This window comes from Roseovarius sp. TE539 (assembly GCF_003298505.1).
GTDB lineage: Bacteria > Pseudomonadota > Alphaproteobacteria > Rhodobacterales > Rhodobacteraceae > Roseovarius.
The window spans coordinates 1-13,307 of the sequence record NZ_QNGB01000030.1; the positions used below are offsets into that span (position 1 = coordinate 1).

The window sequence follows — 13,307 nt, forward strand, 5'->3', positions numbered from 1 at the left end:
TGACGTTTCCATCAGTAACACCTGCTCTTCCTCCGTGCCAAAGCGCACGGATGTTAACAATGCAGGTGGGTCAGTTTTAGATGATCATACCCACCCAAGTGGGTCACTTTTGCATGCCGATTCACAGGCCCGCGTGAGCAAGACCAACAAGCCGGTGGTCAGCGCTGTCGTGAATACCGTCTTCGCCGAGAAGGACCGCGACCAAGCCCATGCCCGCTGGCGCGAGGTCGCTGACAGCTTGCGGGGTCGGTTCCGCGATGTCGCCGAGCTGATGGATGAGGCCGAGCACGACGTCCTCGCCTACATGGCCTTCGACGAAAGCCTGAGATCGAAGCTGCACAGCACCAACCCGCTGGAGCGTGTGAACAAGGAGATCAAGCGGCGCACCAACGTGGTCGGGATCTTTCCGAACCGCGAAGCCGTCATACGCCTCGTGGGAGCGCTGATGCTGGAGCAAAACGACGAATGGGCCGTCTCCCGCCGCTACATGCCGGTGGAAAAGCTGACCGCCATGTGCAACGATCCCGAAGCGGCGGCGATGATCGCCGCTCAGTGAACGAGCAACACCAGCTATGAAGAAGCAGGTGGAAGCCAGTTCCTACACCACTTCCCGGGACACTACCGTCGCCTAAGGGCATGTGGCGGCTCCCATACAGCGAGAACTGAAGCAATTTCTTCTCTTGCCAACCCTTGGTTGCGTTTTTGTATGTCGCTGGCTTTTCGAGCGGGGTAATCTCACTCAGGCTCAAAGCCGAATCATACATTGCAATGCATTGTTCCTGTGCAGTTTTTTTCGCGATTGCGGCACAGGGGGCGATCGAATAGTGCCGCGGCCACGCCCTGCGCGCGTTGAATGGCGGCCATATCAAACGGACTGATGCGCATGGGACTACCACAACGTGTTTTCTACTCTGTTTATGAGGCCGCCGCGCGCTGGGGATGCACGATTTCGGACATCGCGGGCTGGGCAGCGATGGGAACACTCAGGATCGTCACAGGCATCCCACCTGTCGCGTGCGGCGACGCGCGTATCGCCGGGCTGGTCAGGATCGAGCCCATGGACATCCTGCCGATGTTTCGACGCTCCGAGGCCGGCCCACGTGAAGCGCAATTGCGGCGCGTACAGCCACTCGAGGCGCAGGACTGGCTGTACATCACCGCGCCCGAGGAGGGAGTGGCAGTCTCACTCGGGGATCTGATGATCCTCGGCTAGGAGGTGCAGAAATTCGAAGATGCCAACAACCTCTTCGGTCGAATCGCAGAAGGCGCTGGGCTGCGCGAGGACGGCGATTACGACTGGCCGGCGATGCATGTCGAAATCACGCGCCGGGTCTTCGAGGAGGGCTTGCCCGAATCCCAGGGCCAATGGATCCGTGAACTTCAGGACTGGTTTGCTGCGCGATCGGACGATGGCACCTTCCCCGATGAGCGCTCGATCCGGCGGCGCCTCAAACCCATTCTCGATGCCCTCAAGTTCAGGAGGGGGATGCAGTGACATGGCCGGGTCCGCGGCGCGGCTCCGACTGCGTCGCGGCGGCCTCCGCGTCGTGGACCAGTCGAGGCTTGAGGCTGAATGCGCTGGCCACCGCATCGACACCAGCACGCAGCGGCGAATCCATGAGATGCGCATAGCGCTGGGTCGTCTGCATCTGGCTGTGGCCCAGCAGCTTGCCGATCATCTCGAGCGAGGCGCCGCCGCTCACCAGCAGCGACGCGAAGGTGTGGCGCAGGTCATGGATCCGGACATCCTCGATCCCGGTCTCCTTCTGGATGCGCCGCCAGAACCGGCGGATTTCCTGAACGGGCTGACCAGGCGTGTCGCCGGGGAACAGCCAAGGGGGCCCCGCGATCACCGCAAGGCGTCGCTGGCGCACGATCGCGGCGGCCTCATCCGAGATCGGGACCCGGTGCACCCGGCGCTGCTTGGTCGTGGTGGCAGGCTTGGTCCAGCTCAGATGCTCGAGGTTGAAATCCTCGAACCGCGCCTGCCGCACCTCCCCCACGCGCGCACCGGTCAGCATGCACAGCCGGATGATGTCGGCTGCGCGTTTATCCTCAGCCGCATCAAGTGCAGCGGCGAGGCGCGCGATTTCGTCCTGTGACAGGTACCGCTCGCGCGGCGTCTCCATCCGGCGGCGGAACCCCATGGCCGGATTGTCCTCGCGCCAGCCCCATTTGACGGCATAGGCGAACATCTTGCGGACCACCTCGCCGACGCGGTTGGCGCGCACCGGTGTCGGCTTGGCGCCCTGCAGCTTGCGCGCACGGTTGTTTGGCTTGGCCTTGGCGGGCCGCGCGCGCCCCTCGGCGATCCTGGTCAGCAGCAGTTCTACATCATAAGAACTCACCTCCGTCACCAGCATTCGGCCCCAGGCGGATGCGATGAACTTCTCCATCATCGCGCGCTGATCGGCCGCGTTACGCGCGGCCAGATGCGTCAGGTGCACCTCGACGTAGCGCGCGATCAGATCGGCGACGCGGGGCGCCTCGCGGACGGCATCGCGGTTTGCCAGCGGGTCACCCCCGGCATCGATCTCCCGGCGCAACTCCTTGGCGCGGGTGCGCGCCGCCGACACGCTCCAGTCCGGCCAGCGGCCAAAGGTCATCCGGCGCTGCCGGCCAGCGTAGCGGTAATCCAGCGTGAAGGCCCGGCCCCCGCCGCGGTATATGCAGACGGCAAAGCCGCGCAGCTCGGTATCGAATATCTGATAATCCCGGCCCTCCACCGGCACGGCGTCGCGCAGAACCGCCTCGGTCAGTTTCTGCCTGTTCCCCATCTGCGAACCTTTCTCTTGTCCCTCGTGATGACGCGTAAAACGCCGCGTCTATCAAGCAGAACATGGCGCCGGGGGTGGCAGGCAGGCACGGGGTGGCACGCCGGAGACAGGTGGCGTGCCACCCCTTGTTTTAAAGGATCTTGATGGCATCGGCGCCAGACATGGGATTGGCGGCAGTCGAAATGCGGCGCAACTCTCACCGCCAAACAGACCTGCAGAGTGCCAAAGCTAGGTTTAAAACCGCCGGAGCTTGTAAATTCCCAATGAAATCAGGGGGTGGCACGCATTCATGCGCGGTGCCACCCCCTGTTTGAGCCCGAATGCGCGCGACTCTCCTGTAAATCAACGCATGTGCAGCCGAGTGCACGTGAACCGCCACAAGGCGCAGATTGCCGCGTCGCAGCGTCGTTCCGGGTGTTGCGACACCGATCTTCCTCGAAGCCAATAAAACAAGGGGTGGCACGGGGGTGGCGGTTTGCGTGCCACCCCGTGCCTCCCTGCCACCCCAGGCGATCTGTCTCACTGGCACCAGTCGACGCCCGGTGTTCGGGCGCGCCAATGGGAGATGCCTGATGCACACGATGAATGAGACACAGCCACGGCCGAAGACCTCCGAGGGGCTCATGGGCGGCTGGATCAGCCGCCCGGATCTCGCCCGGCAACTGGGGGTGTCTGAAAGCACCCTGCGCCGCTGGGAAGCCGAGCGCTGGGGGCCGCCCTGTATCCGGGCCGGGCGGAAGATCTACTACCGCCGCGCGGCTGTGCTGGACTGGCTCGAGCAGCTGGAAGACCAGGGCTATGGCCGAACCCGGACACGCGGCCACCGCCGCGCGGGAGGCCGTCGATGAGCGTGCCCCTGCCTTTCCGCAAGAGAAGCCACCGCGACGCGGCCCGCCAGGACTGGATCGACGAGCGGCTGCGCGAGGCCCGCATCGTGGTCGCCGACGTGGTCCATCATTCCGATCATCTGGTGCGCCTCGCCTGCAACGTGCTCGTCCGGCACGGCGAGACACCTTCTGAGCGTGAGGATGCCCGGCTTCTGCTGATCGTGCTCGATGCGAAATCGCCAGGGCGCATCGCACGCGCCCGGCCGGACCGGGAGGGCGGGCGATGACGCGACGCATGACACCCGAGGCGGACCTGCAGCGCGCCGTGGTCACCGCGCTGCGCTTCGCCCTGCCCCGCACAGCCATCATCCACCATTGCGTCAACGAGGTCACCGAGGCCGGCCCGCGCGGGGCCAAGCGCCAGGCGATCCTCGTCGGCATGGGCGTGCAGCCCGGGTTTGCCGATCTGATGGTGCTCTGCGACGGCCGCGTGCTGTTTCTGGAGCTCAAGGCTCCGAAGGGCCGGCTTAGTGCCACGCAGACCGCCTTCCGCGATGCGGTCCGGGCGCAGGGCTTCAGCTGGGCTTTGGTGCGCAGCCTCAACGATGCACTGGGCGCGCTGGCGGATCATGGGTTCACGACCCGTGTGGCGAAGCAAGATCCCGCCCAGCGCCAAGCACGGAGGGCAGCCCCATGAGCCATGCCGCCACCAACTGGGCCATCCAGCAGCGGGGTCTCAAGCCCACCACCAAGATCGTCCTCTGGCATCTCTGCGATCGGTTCAACCCGGATTATGGGTGTTTCCCCTCGCAGGACCGGCTGGCCCATGATTGCGAGATCGGCCGCGCGACGCTGAACCGCCATCTCGACGATCTCGAAACCCGCAGGCTCATCCGCCGCATCCGCAATGTCGATGCCAGGACCGGGCGGCAGCGCCCGACGCGCTACCTGCTCGGCTTCGAGCCGGACTTCCCACCGCCCGGGTCCGGCGACCCGGACCCTGCGTCCGGAGCACCGTTCGACACAGACACGGCTGAAATCCCGTGTCCCGATGTGAGACACGGGCCATCATCGGAAAAAGCGCAGTCCTGCAATGACTTGTCGACGGAATCTGCGCCGCGCCCGTGTCTCGAAACGGGACACGGGTCCGTGTCTCAATTTGATACACGCCCGTGTCTCAAAAATGGCGATTCCCGTGTCTCATTTTGGGACACTAACCCTGTAAGGGAACCTTTAAAGGAGGAGGAGGGCCCGCGAGCGCGCGAGTTCGATTTTGATCGGTTCTTTGCAGAGCTGCTCAGCGCGCTGGGCTTTGCCCCCAACGCCACGCTGCCATCGTGGTGGCAGGGCTGGCCAGCCCGCGAACATGTCCGACGCTGGCGCGATGATCTCGGGCTCAGCGCAGAGGCGATCCTCGCCGTGGCCGAGGAAACCCGCCAGGATCACCCCGACCCGCCGGACGGGCCCAAGGCGCTCGATCGCGCCATGCAGCGCGCCGCCCAGCGCCAGGCGCAGCGAGGGCTGGGCTCGCAAAAAGGCACTGAGCACGACGGAAAGCAAAGGAAACGCCGCAAGGTCGCGTCAGGACCTCCACCCAGCGACGACGAGCTGGCGGCCTTCTACGCCGAAATGGTGAACTCCGAGCAGTTCCTGCCCGCCAACATGATCAGCACCACCATGCGCGACGCCATGCTGGCCCGCGGGTTGGTCACGGCGGACCGGATGCGCGAGCGGGGTGTGACATGAGCCGGTTCGATCGCAGGCTGTCCAGGACGCCGGCCCAGCGCGGCGCAGACCGCAAGCTCAAGGGCGCCATGTCCGTCCAGCAGGCGCTGGAATGGGCCTTCGGGGTCGAGAAGGCGCAGCTGGAGCTGCCCGAGCCGTCTGACCCCGAGCGGACGCATCGCTCCGGCGTCGGTCTCGAGTACGTGCTGATGCAGCAGGCGGTGCTGGGCTGCAAGGTCGATGGCGGGCAGTACAAGATCGGCAACGACACCCACCCGGATGCCGAGGTGATCGCCGCCACGGTCGCCGGGCTCCCCGACAGCCTCGGCGGCAAGCGCATGGCGATCCGCGTGGCTGAACTGGCCCGCGCCGGGCTGACGCCGGACTGGATGCCCGGCGCCGTGCCGCGCTGTGTCCCGGTGGAGATGAAGCGCAACCGATACGGTGACCGGGCGCTCAGCATCGTGGTTGGAACTGAGCGGGTCCTGGCCCGTCGTAAATGGCGCACGGTCGAGGTCCGCGCCTGCCCGGTGACCTACTTCCCGCATCCTCAGCAGATCGACTCCGCCCGAACAGCGTATGACGATTGGTGGCAGGCGCTGGGCTGGGTGCGCGACGGGATGATCGCGGGCGGGATGTTGCGGGAGGTCAAGGTGACTGGCGTGATGCCCAAGGCGCGGCCGTGGGAAAAGGAGTGAAGCTAGTGGTGGGGGCGGAACAATACCTTCACCATACCGTATGCTTTCCGCGGGCATAATCGCCAGTACTCATAGAACTTGACCAGTCATCACAAGCCTGCTGGCAAATGTCTGCTTTTGGAAGCAGGCATATGAGCAACGTCATGTCAGTCTGCATTTGTTGTCTGCCGAACAACATTCCCGGGCAATGACGCCACAAGCTTCTTTGTGTAGGGTTCCCTTGGGGCATCCATTACGCGATTGACCGGCCCAGTCTCGATGATGCGACCTTTGTCCAACACGGCGACTCGATCGGCCATCTGGCGGACAACTGCAAGATCATGCGTGACGAAGAGATAGGCCAACCCACGCTCCCGCGCGAGCTGCTTGAGCAGGTTCAGGATCTGCGCCTGCACCGACACGTCGAGCGCCGAGACCGCCTCATCACAGATCAACAGCTTTGGTCCGAGCGCGAGCGCGCGGGCGATGGCAATACGTTGGCGCTCCCCACCAGAAAGCTGCGCCGGGCGCCGGTCGAGATAGGCGGGCGTCAGACCCACCTGTTCCAGCAATGCCGTTTTTTCGGCGTCGTCCCTGTCGGGCCGCTGGTCGGCGTGCAGGATCTCGTCGAAGCACTTGCGAATGCTGTGGCGAGGATTGAGCGTGGCGTAGGGGTCCTGGAAGACGAACTGCACCGCGCGCCGGAAGTCGGCCAGCTCCGTCGCGCTGCCTGTCGCCGGATCGACCACAGCAGCCTCATCCAGCATAATCTTACCCGAATCGGCGCGTTCCAGCCCTACGAGGCAACGCGCGATGGTGCTCTTGCCCGATCCGCTCTCGCCCACGAGACCAAGGCATTCCCCTGTGTAGATCTCAATGTCGATTCCTTCGAGGACCCTTGCCTCGCCAAAATTCTTGGTCAGCCCCGAGATCCGCACCAGCGGGGCACCGGTCGCCTGATCTGCGCCTCGGCCCGCCTCCGCACGGCGGCGTTCCTGGCGTTCGTTCATCTCTGCGCCGATCTCCTCCTGTCGCAGACATGCAGAGCGATGCGCCGCGTCTGCCACTCGCAACACCGCATCAGTGTCAAGACAGGCTGACGCTGCCCACTCGCAACGCGCGGCAAAAGGACAGCCGCCAAGCACGCTTTCAGCGGTCGGAACCGCTCCTGGAATTGCGTAAAGTTCCTCCACTCGCCGATCCGCCGGGGGCTCTGAAAGAAGAAGGCCCAATGTATAGGGATGGCGCGGCTGCGCGGCGACCTCCTCGGTACGTCCCGCTTCCAGCAATGCCCCGGCATAGAGCACAAGAACCCGGTCACAGGTGGAAAATGCCAACCGCAGGTCGTGGGTAATGAGTACCAGCCCCATGCCCCGCTCTCGGCCGGTTTTTCCCAACAGGTCCACGATCTCTGCCTGTGTCGTCACGTCGAGCGCTGTCGAGGGCTCGTCGGCGATCAGAATCTCCGGGTCTTTGGCCAGCGCGGCCGCGAGCCCTACCCGCTGGCGTAGCCCACCCGAAAGCTCGAAAGGATACCGTCCCACGACGGCCGGATCGTGTATGCCGACCTCCTCCAAACGCCGCACGATCTCCCCCGAGTCGGGGCTGCTTAACCCCTCGGCCAGAGTCTCGCCCGCGGTCTGGAGTGGATTGAGCATGGTGAACGGATCCTGGAACATCATGGTGATGCGTTTTCCGCGATATGCCGCCGCCGCACCCGGCCGCAGCAGATCCGTTTCACCGAGGCGCACCTCGCCAGTGGCCTCCAATCCCTCGGGCAACAACCCCATGATCGCCCGCATCGCGATCGACTTGCCCGAGCCACTTTCGCCGACAATCCCGATCGTCTCACCACGTGAGAGAGAAAATCCAAGATCACGCAGCAGCGTGTTTCCAACCTCCGTGCGCACGACGAGGTTGTCGACTGTCAGGAGCTGTCCACTCATTTCGCCACCGCCTCCCGAATCCGGTCGCCCAGCATGTTGATGCTGCCCGCCGTGACAACGATCATCGCCGCCGGCAGAAGAAGCGCGGTGGGGTTGGTGAAAAGGATGTTCCGGTTCTCGAAAAGCATTCGCCCCCAGTCCGCCGTTCCGGGCTCCACCCCAAGCCCAAGGAACGACAGCCCCGCGAGGTTGACCAGCGCGAACGCGAAGTCGAGCACGGCGTAGGAGAGGATAATCGGCATCACATTGGGCAGGATGTGCACGAACAGGATCCTGTGGCGCGGAATGTTCTGAATGCGCGCGGCCTCGATATATGGCTGACTGCGCTGCACCAGCACGGCACTGCGCACAATTCTCGTGTCAGGGGCCACAAAGAGTACTACGAGCACAGATACCGCAGTCCAATAACCGCCTCCTGTCACACCTACCACCACGATAGCTATGAGAGGTCCCGGCAAGGCGAGGATGATATCCACCCCGCGCATGATCACGCTGTCGATCCAGCCGCCGAAATAACCCGCAAGCAGGCCAAGCACTGTAGCGACGGTGAAGGCGCCGGCAGCGACGACCGTTGGCCCGATGAGCGCGGTTCGCGCGCCGACCACTGTCCGCGCCAACACGTCGCGCCCGAGCTTGTCGGTACCTGCCCAGAACTCCGCCGAGGGCGGCGTGTCTCCCACCAAAAGCCGCTGCACGTCCGGCGAGCCGGGCGCCACGGCGGCGCCACCAATGGTGCAGACGAGCACCACCAGAACACAGGCGGCGGCGACCCATAGAGCCGGCGACATCGCGCCTAGACTACGCTTGATCATACCTTGCATCGCTCGCTCTCGTTCATCGTGCGGCCTTTCCGAACTGGATGCGTGGGTCGATCAGGACATAAAGAATGTCCGTCAGCACGTTCACTACAATCACGAAAAGCGAAAAGAAGAGCGTCGCTCCTTGGATGACCGGAATGTCACGCTGGCGCACCGCGTCGACGAGAAGGCTGCCGAGTCCGGGCAGCGCAAAGGTGATCTCGACGTAGATCGCGCCGGCCATCGTCGCTACCACGATCACGCTCGCCGCCGTCACCACAGGCACCAACGCGTTGCGCAGCAGGTACGAGAGCACGATCCGCCGCTCCGGCACGCCTCGCGCCCGGGCGAAAGCGACGTAGTCCTTCTCCATCTCCTCAATCACCGCCGCGCGGGTGATCTTGACGACGATCGCCATCACCGCCAGCGCCAGCGCCAGCGCGGGCAGCGTGAGGTGCCAGACCTGGATCAGGAAGCCACCATCGCGTCCAGTCCCGAAGACCGGGAAAAGCCCCGCGACGAAGCCAAGGTAATAGAGCAGGAACAATCCGCTCACGAAGGCCGGCGTGCTGACCCCGAAAACGGACAGTGTAACCACGCTCCGGTCCATCCGCGAGCCCCGGCGCAGCGCGGCAGCCAGCCCCAGCGGCACGCCAGCGCCCAGGACGATCACAGTGGCATAGAAAGTCAGCCACAGGCTTAGCGGGGCGCGGTCCAGAACCGCCGTCGCCACCGGCTGGCGCGTCTGGATGGAAGTGCCGAAATCACCGGTGACGGCGTCGCCAAGCCAAAGGACATATTGCATGACCATCGGCTCATCGAGATGGTACTTGGCGCGCAACGCGTCCATTGCCTCCTGCGATATCGCTCGCCCGCCGGAGAGTGCACTTGCTGCGTCGCCAGGGGCCAGATGCACCAGCACGAAGACAAGAATGGAGATCACCAGCAGTAGCGGAATCGTGGCGAAGAGGCGCAGAGCCAAGTATCTGGTCAGCGAGTGGTTCAAGCGGTTTGCTCCAGATGCTCGGCAAACCAGTCCAATGCCTCTTCGGTCAGACGTGCGCGATGTTCGTCTTCCTCGATCATATGCCCCTCTCGCGGGAAAACCACCCGCCGTGTCCGCGTTCCCTGACGACGCAGCGCCGCATACATCATCTCGGCCTGTGTCACTGGCGTACAGCGGTCCCGTTCGCCGTGGAGGAAAAGTGTGGGCTTTGCGGCCGGCTCGATGTTGTAGATCGGGGAGCGAGCGATGAGCAATTCGCGTACCGCCGGCTCGCTCATAGGACCATCTGCCACCCATTCAGAAAAAGCATGGTTGCAATCATAATTGCAGGCGAGCAGGTCACTGATCCCCGACACCACCACAGCCGCTGCAAACCGGTCGCTGGTCGCCGCGGCCCACGCGGAGAGGTAGCCGCCATAACTCGATCCGGTGATTCCGATACGCGCCGGGTCAGCCAGCCCCATCGCGACAACATGGTCTACACCGGCGACTATGTCCCCCCACTCCGATCCGGCTGGATCACCGATCACGGCCCGGGTGAAGGCCCGACCTCGCCCCACGCTGCCCCGGTAGTTGGGTAGCAGCACACGGTACCCCGCCTCGACATACTGAAGTGCCCCACCCGGATCGAATTTGCAGCGTGCCGACGCTGTGGGTCCGCCATGGACGACGACGATGAGGGGCCCCGGCATAGTACCGCCGGGATCGAGCAGCAACCCACAGATCTCCGTGCCATCCCGGGCAAGCCATTCCAGCTCTGTTGTTTCATGTGGCGGCAGACGCGCGGACGCTCCGTCGTTGAAATTGCTTATCGTGCGCCACTCGGTGCCGTTGCGAAGGGCGATTTCTGGCGGGTTCCCGGTGCTTTCGCGGATCGTCATATCGTAATCCGCCCCCTGTTCCACTCGCGCTGCGAACCGCCCCGGTCCCAGCTGTGCCGCTTCTGCATATTCGGACAGGATTCTGCCCTCTGTCGACACCCTGCCGTATCGACACCCCACGCCGATCCAGCCGGAAAAGCCTATCACTGTGTTGGAAAGCCAGGTGGCATGTGTCAAGTCGTCGAGCTGCAAGGCCGCGAGAGGGCAAATTTCACCTGTTTCGAGATTGATCAGCCGAAGACAGCCCGCCACCAGTTTCCTGTCGCTCGCCGGGCCTTCGATGATCAATGCCCTGTCTCCAGAAGGAGCGATGGAGATACATTGAATCTGCTCGTCCGGATTATGGAGCGTCTCACAGCCGTCCGGACCGATCCGCACCAGTCGGGACGCATGCCAGCCGCGCTCCGTCGGATCATCGGAAACAATGGCGATTACAGTGCCGTCGGGTCCAACGTCGAACTCCCAAATGGTGGGACCACCTGTCGGCACCTCCACCGCCTCCCGGCTTTCGACGTCGAGTCGCAGCAGACGGCGAACCGGATCGCCATCGGTCACCTGCGGATCGCCAGGCGTGTGCCAAGCAAGCGGCAGCGCACCCTCGCAACTGGCCGTATCCAGGCCTTCTTCCGCCATCAGCAGGTACAACTCCGTGCTATCGCGCGACCAAGTCAATGTCTCGACCGTCCCGCGCGGCGTGCAGAGTGGACCGTCGATCTCGCCACCTTTGATCATAAATGGCCGGAAACACCCGGGCTGACCGCGGTCAGAGAGGAAGGCGATCCGGTCATCGCTCAGTGACGGCGCCGGACTTTTGTCGCAACCGGGCCCTTCGGTAAGGCGTTGGGGTGTGTCTCCCGGCACAACGCGCCAAATACGGCTCCGCAAACTTTCGCCTGCTACCCGCCTTGCGGACGGCAGCGAAAAGACTGCCCTGCCTTGCCGGTCCAAGCATAATTCGCCCGGCGGCATCAGTGAAATCGACATGCGTCATGAACTCCATTTCGCACGGCCCGACACCGGCAAAGCTACCGCGCCGGGCCTGCTTGGCTTATCTGCGCTCAAACCCGCGCACGGCCCACGGCGTGTTGTACCAGAACGCAGTGAACCCCTCGAGCTCGAGATCAGAGTCAATCGCCATGGCCGACGCTGGCCAGAAGATTGGCACCGCAGGAAGGTCCGCATTGACCTTCTCAGTTACCTTCATCAGCGCCTCGGCGCGAGCTTCTGGCTCTGTTTCCCGCAGCGCGGTGGAGAGATAGCCATCCACTTCTTCGCTCCGATAATTCGAGGTATTGGAGCCGTTCACCACGGCGTTCTCGCTCGCAAAGAACAGGAACGGATAGTTAGCCGGGTCCGCGTAGTCAGGAAAGTAGCGGCGCATCTGGATGCCGAGATCCTCATGCGACATGAACGCGTCAAGCCATTGGGTGTGGTCGAGTTCCTGCACGTTCAGCTCGATTCCCAGTGGTTTCACGTTTTGCGCCAGTGTCAACATGATCGACGACATGTAAGGATCCGCCGACGAGACAGGCACCGACATCTCGAAGCCGTCAACACCTGCCTTCTCCCAAGCTTCTGCCGCTTTTTCCAAACTGAACTCGTACTGGTTGAGCGTGGCATAGAAGTCACGCACCTCACCGGCGGGCTTCACCCCCGCCCACATCTCTGGCGGGTTGATCGCCAGGGCCTTGTCGCCATTGCCGGACAGCAGCGCTTTTACAAGACCCTCACGGTCCAGCGAATGGGCGATGGCGCGGCGCACGTTGATGTTGTCGAGCGGCGGTGTCTCGTAATCGAATGTCAGGAAGTAAACTCCCAGTGAAGGTGTGGTCTCAACACTAACCCCGTCGAGTCCGCTCCATTGGTCAGCCTCGGAGATCGGGATCCCGAACGTGCCGTCGATATCGCCGTTTCGCATGGCGAGCAGGCGGGTCTGGCCATCGGGAATGGCAAGCACTTCAATTTTCTCGAAATTGGGTTCCGGACCCCAGTATTCGTCGTTCTTTTCCAGCAAAATGCGCTCTCCGGGGACAAAATCAATCAGCGCGTAGGGGCCGGTTCCAAGCGGCAGCTCGTCCGGTGTCCCGTAGGTGTCGGGATTGTTCTCCAGCTGCTCTCGCTTCATTATGAATCCCGACATGTGCGCGGGCGTGTAGACGAACTGTGCGTCGGGGCGCGTCAGCTTGACCGTCACCTCTCCCTCGGCGGTCGCACTGATGGAGTCCACAGCGGAATAAAAGGCCGCCATCTGCGAGCCGTTTGTCGGGTCGAGATGCCAGTTCATCGAAAAAGCGACGTCCTCTGCCGTCACCGGACTACCGTCATGGAAACTCACACCGTCGCGAATGTTGTAAACGTAGGTGGTCTCGTCGACCTGCTTCCATTCATCCGCCACACCATCCTTCAGCGCAAGATCGTTGGAAAAGGCCGCAAGCCCCTCTTGTACGAGCGACATGACACCGCCGGTGTTCACGCTCCAGGCATGGGGCACTAGAAGCGTATCGGGCAGACCCGGTAGCGCCCATGTGATTGTGTCGTCCTCCTGAGCGACCGCGGAAAGTGGCACGAAGGTAGAGGTGACAGCCAACGCGGCCGCGGCTGCACTACCCCGGAGGATGTTGTTAGTTCGATATTTCATTGGTGTTTCTCCTTGCTGGACATCGCCACTTCT

The 13,307-nt window shown here is 63.4% G+C and carries 14 protein-coding genes; 8 read left to right on the forward strand and 6 right to left on the reverse strand.

Annotation, left to right across the window (positions count from 1 at the left end):
• The first annotated feature begins 133 nt into the window (after window positions 1-133).
• The 3 genes from DQW77_RS14995 to DQW77_RS18620 all read left to right on the forward strand — a co-directional run bounded on the left by DQW77_RS14995 (window position 134) and on the right by DQW77_RS18620 (window position 1,495).
• Window positions 134-556: a transposase gene (locus tag DQW77_RS14995; protein ID WP_181711290.1), complete on the forward strand. Its 423-nt coding sequence runs from the start codon at window positions 134-136 to the stop codon at window positions 554-556.
• A gap of 327 nt (window positions 557-883) precedes the next feature.
• Window positions 884-1,213: a hypothetical protein gene (locus DQW77_RS18615; RefSeq protein ID WP_258523873.1), complete on the forward strand. Its 330-nt coding sequence runs from the start codon at window positions 884-886 to the stop codon at window positions 1,211-1,213.
• Window positions 1,214-1,216: 3 nt separating this feature from the next.
• On the forward strand, window positions 1,217-1,495 hold the full coding sequence (locus DQW77_RS18620; protein ID WP_258523874.1) for a hypothetical protein: 279 nt from the start codon (window positions 1,217-1,219) through the stop codon (window positions 1,493-1,495).
• Here DQW77_RS18620 and DQW77_RS15005 read toward each other — a convergent pair.
• Window positions 1,476-2,777 carry a site-specific integrase gene (locus DQW77_RS15005; protein ID WP_113259040.1) on the reverse strand — a complete coding sequence of 434 codons (1,302 nt, stop codon included), beginning with the start codon at window positions 2,775-2,777 and terminating at the stop codon, window positions 1,476-1,478. The two genes, DQW77_RS18620 and DQW77_RS15005, sit on opposite strands and share 20 nt — an antisense overlap.
• A 572-nt stretch (window positions 2,778-3,349) precedes the next feature.
• On the opposite strand from DQW77_RS15005, the gene DQW77_RS15010 reads away from it, so the two are divergent.
• From DQW77_RS15010 to DQW77_RS15030, 5 genes are read left to right on the forward strand one after another with little or no spacing between them, the layout of a single operon-like run.
• Window positions 3,350-3,625, forward strand: coding sequence for a helix-turn-helix transcriptional regulator (locus tag DQW77_RS15010; RefSeq protein ID WP_404947941.1), 276 nt, complete (start codon window positions 3,350-3,352; stop codon window positions 3,623-3,625).
• The gene (locus tag DQW77_RS15015) at window positions 3,622-3,891 is read left to right on the forward strand and encodes a hypothetical protein (protein WP_113259041.1); all 270 of its coding nucleotides are present in this window, start codon (window positions 3,622-3,624) and stop codon (window positions 3,889-3,891) included. The genes DQW77_RS15010 and DQW77_RS15015 overlap by 4 nt, the downstream gene beginning before the upstream one ends.
• Entirely contained in the window at window positions 3,888-4,301 is a 414-nt protein-coding gene (locus DQW77_RS15020) for a VRR-NUC domain-containing protein (RefSeq protein ID WP_113259042.1), read from the forward strand. The genes DQW77_RS15015 and DQW77_RS15020 overlap by 4 nt, the downstream gene beginning before the upstream one ends.
• Window positions 4,298-5,350, forward strand: coding sequence for a helix-turn-helix domain-containing protein (locus DQW77_RS15025; RefSeq protein WP_113259043.1), 1,053 nt, complete (start codon window positions 4,298-4,300; stop codon window positions 5,348-5,350). Before DQW77_RS15020 ends, DQW77_RS15025 begins: the two co-directional genes overlap by 4 nt.
• Window positions 5,347-6,027, forward strand: a complete 681-nt coding sequence (locus DQW77_RS15030) for a hypothetical protein (RefSeq protein WP_113259044.1) — start codon at window positions 5,347-5,349, stop codon at window positions 6,025-6,027. The genes DQW77_RS15025 and DQW77_RS15030 overlap by 4 nt, the downstream gene beginning before the upstream one ends.
• A gap of 146 nt (window positions 6,028-6,173) precedes the next feature.
• On the opposite strand, the gene DQW77_RS15035 is transcribed toward DQW77_RS15030, so the two are convergent.
• From DQW77_RS15035 to DQW77_RS15055, 5 genes are all read right to left on the reverse strand, one after another.
• Entirely contained in the window at window positions 6,174-7,952 is a 1,779-nt protein-coding gene (locus DQW77_RS15035; RefSeq protein WP_113259045.1) for an ABC transporter ATP-binding protein, read from the reverse strand.
• Window positions 7,949-8,773: an ABC transporter permease gene (locus tag DQW77_RS15040; protein WP_220124973.1), complete on the reverse strand. Its 825-nt coding sequence runs from the start codon at window positions 8,771-8,773 to the stop codon at window positions 7,949-7,951. The genes DQW77_RS15035 and DQW77_RS15040 overlap by 4 nt, the downstream gene beginning before the upstream one ends.
• Before the next feature lie 13 nt (window positions 8,774-8,786).
• Entirely contained in the window at window positions 8,787-9,755 is a 969-nt protein-coding gene (locus DQW77_RS15045) for an ABC transporter permease (protein ID WP_113259047.1), read from the reverse strand.
• Window positions 9,752-11,269, reverse strand: a complete 1,518-nt coding sequence (locus DQW77_RS15050) for a S9 family peptidase (RefSeq protein ID WP_181711291.1) — start codon at window positions 11,267-11,269, stop codon at window positions 9,752-9,754. The genes DQW77_RS15045 and DQW77_RS15050 overlap by 4 nt, the downstream gene beginning before the upstream one ends.
• Window positions 11,270-11,684: 415 nt before the next feature.
• Window positions 11,685-13,274, reverse strand: a complete 1,590-nt coding sequence (locus DQW77_RS15055; protein ID WP_113259049.1) for an ABC transporter substrate-binding protein — start codon at window positions 13,272-13,274, stop codon at window positions 11,685-11,687.
• Window positions 13,275-13,307: the final 33 nt, after the last annotated feature.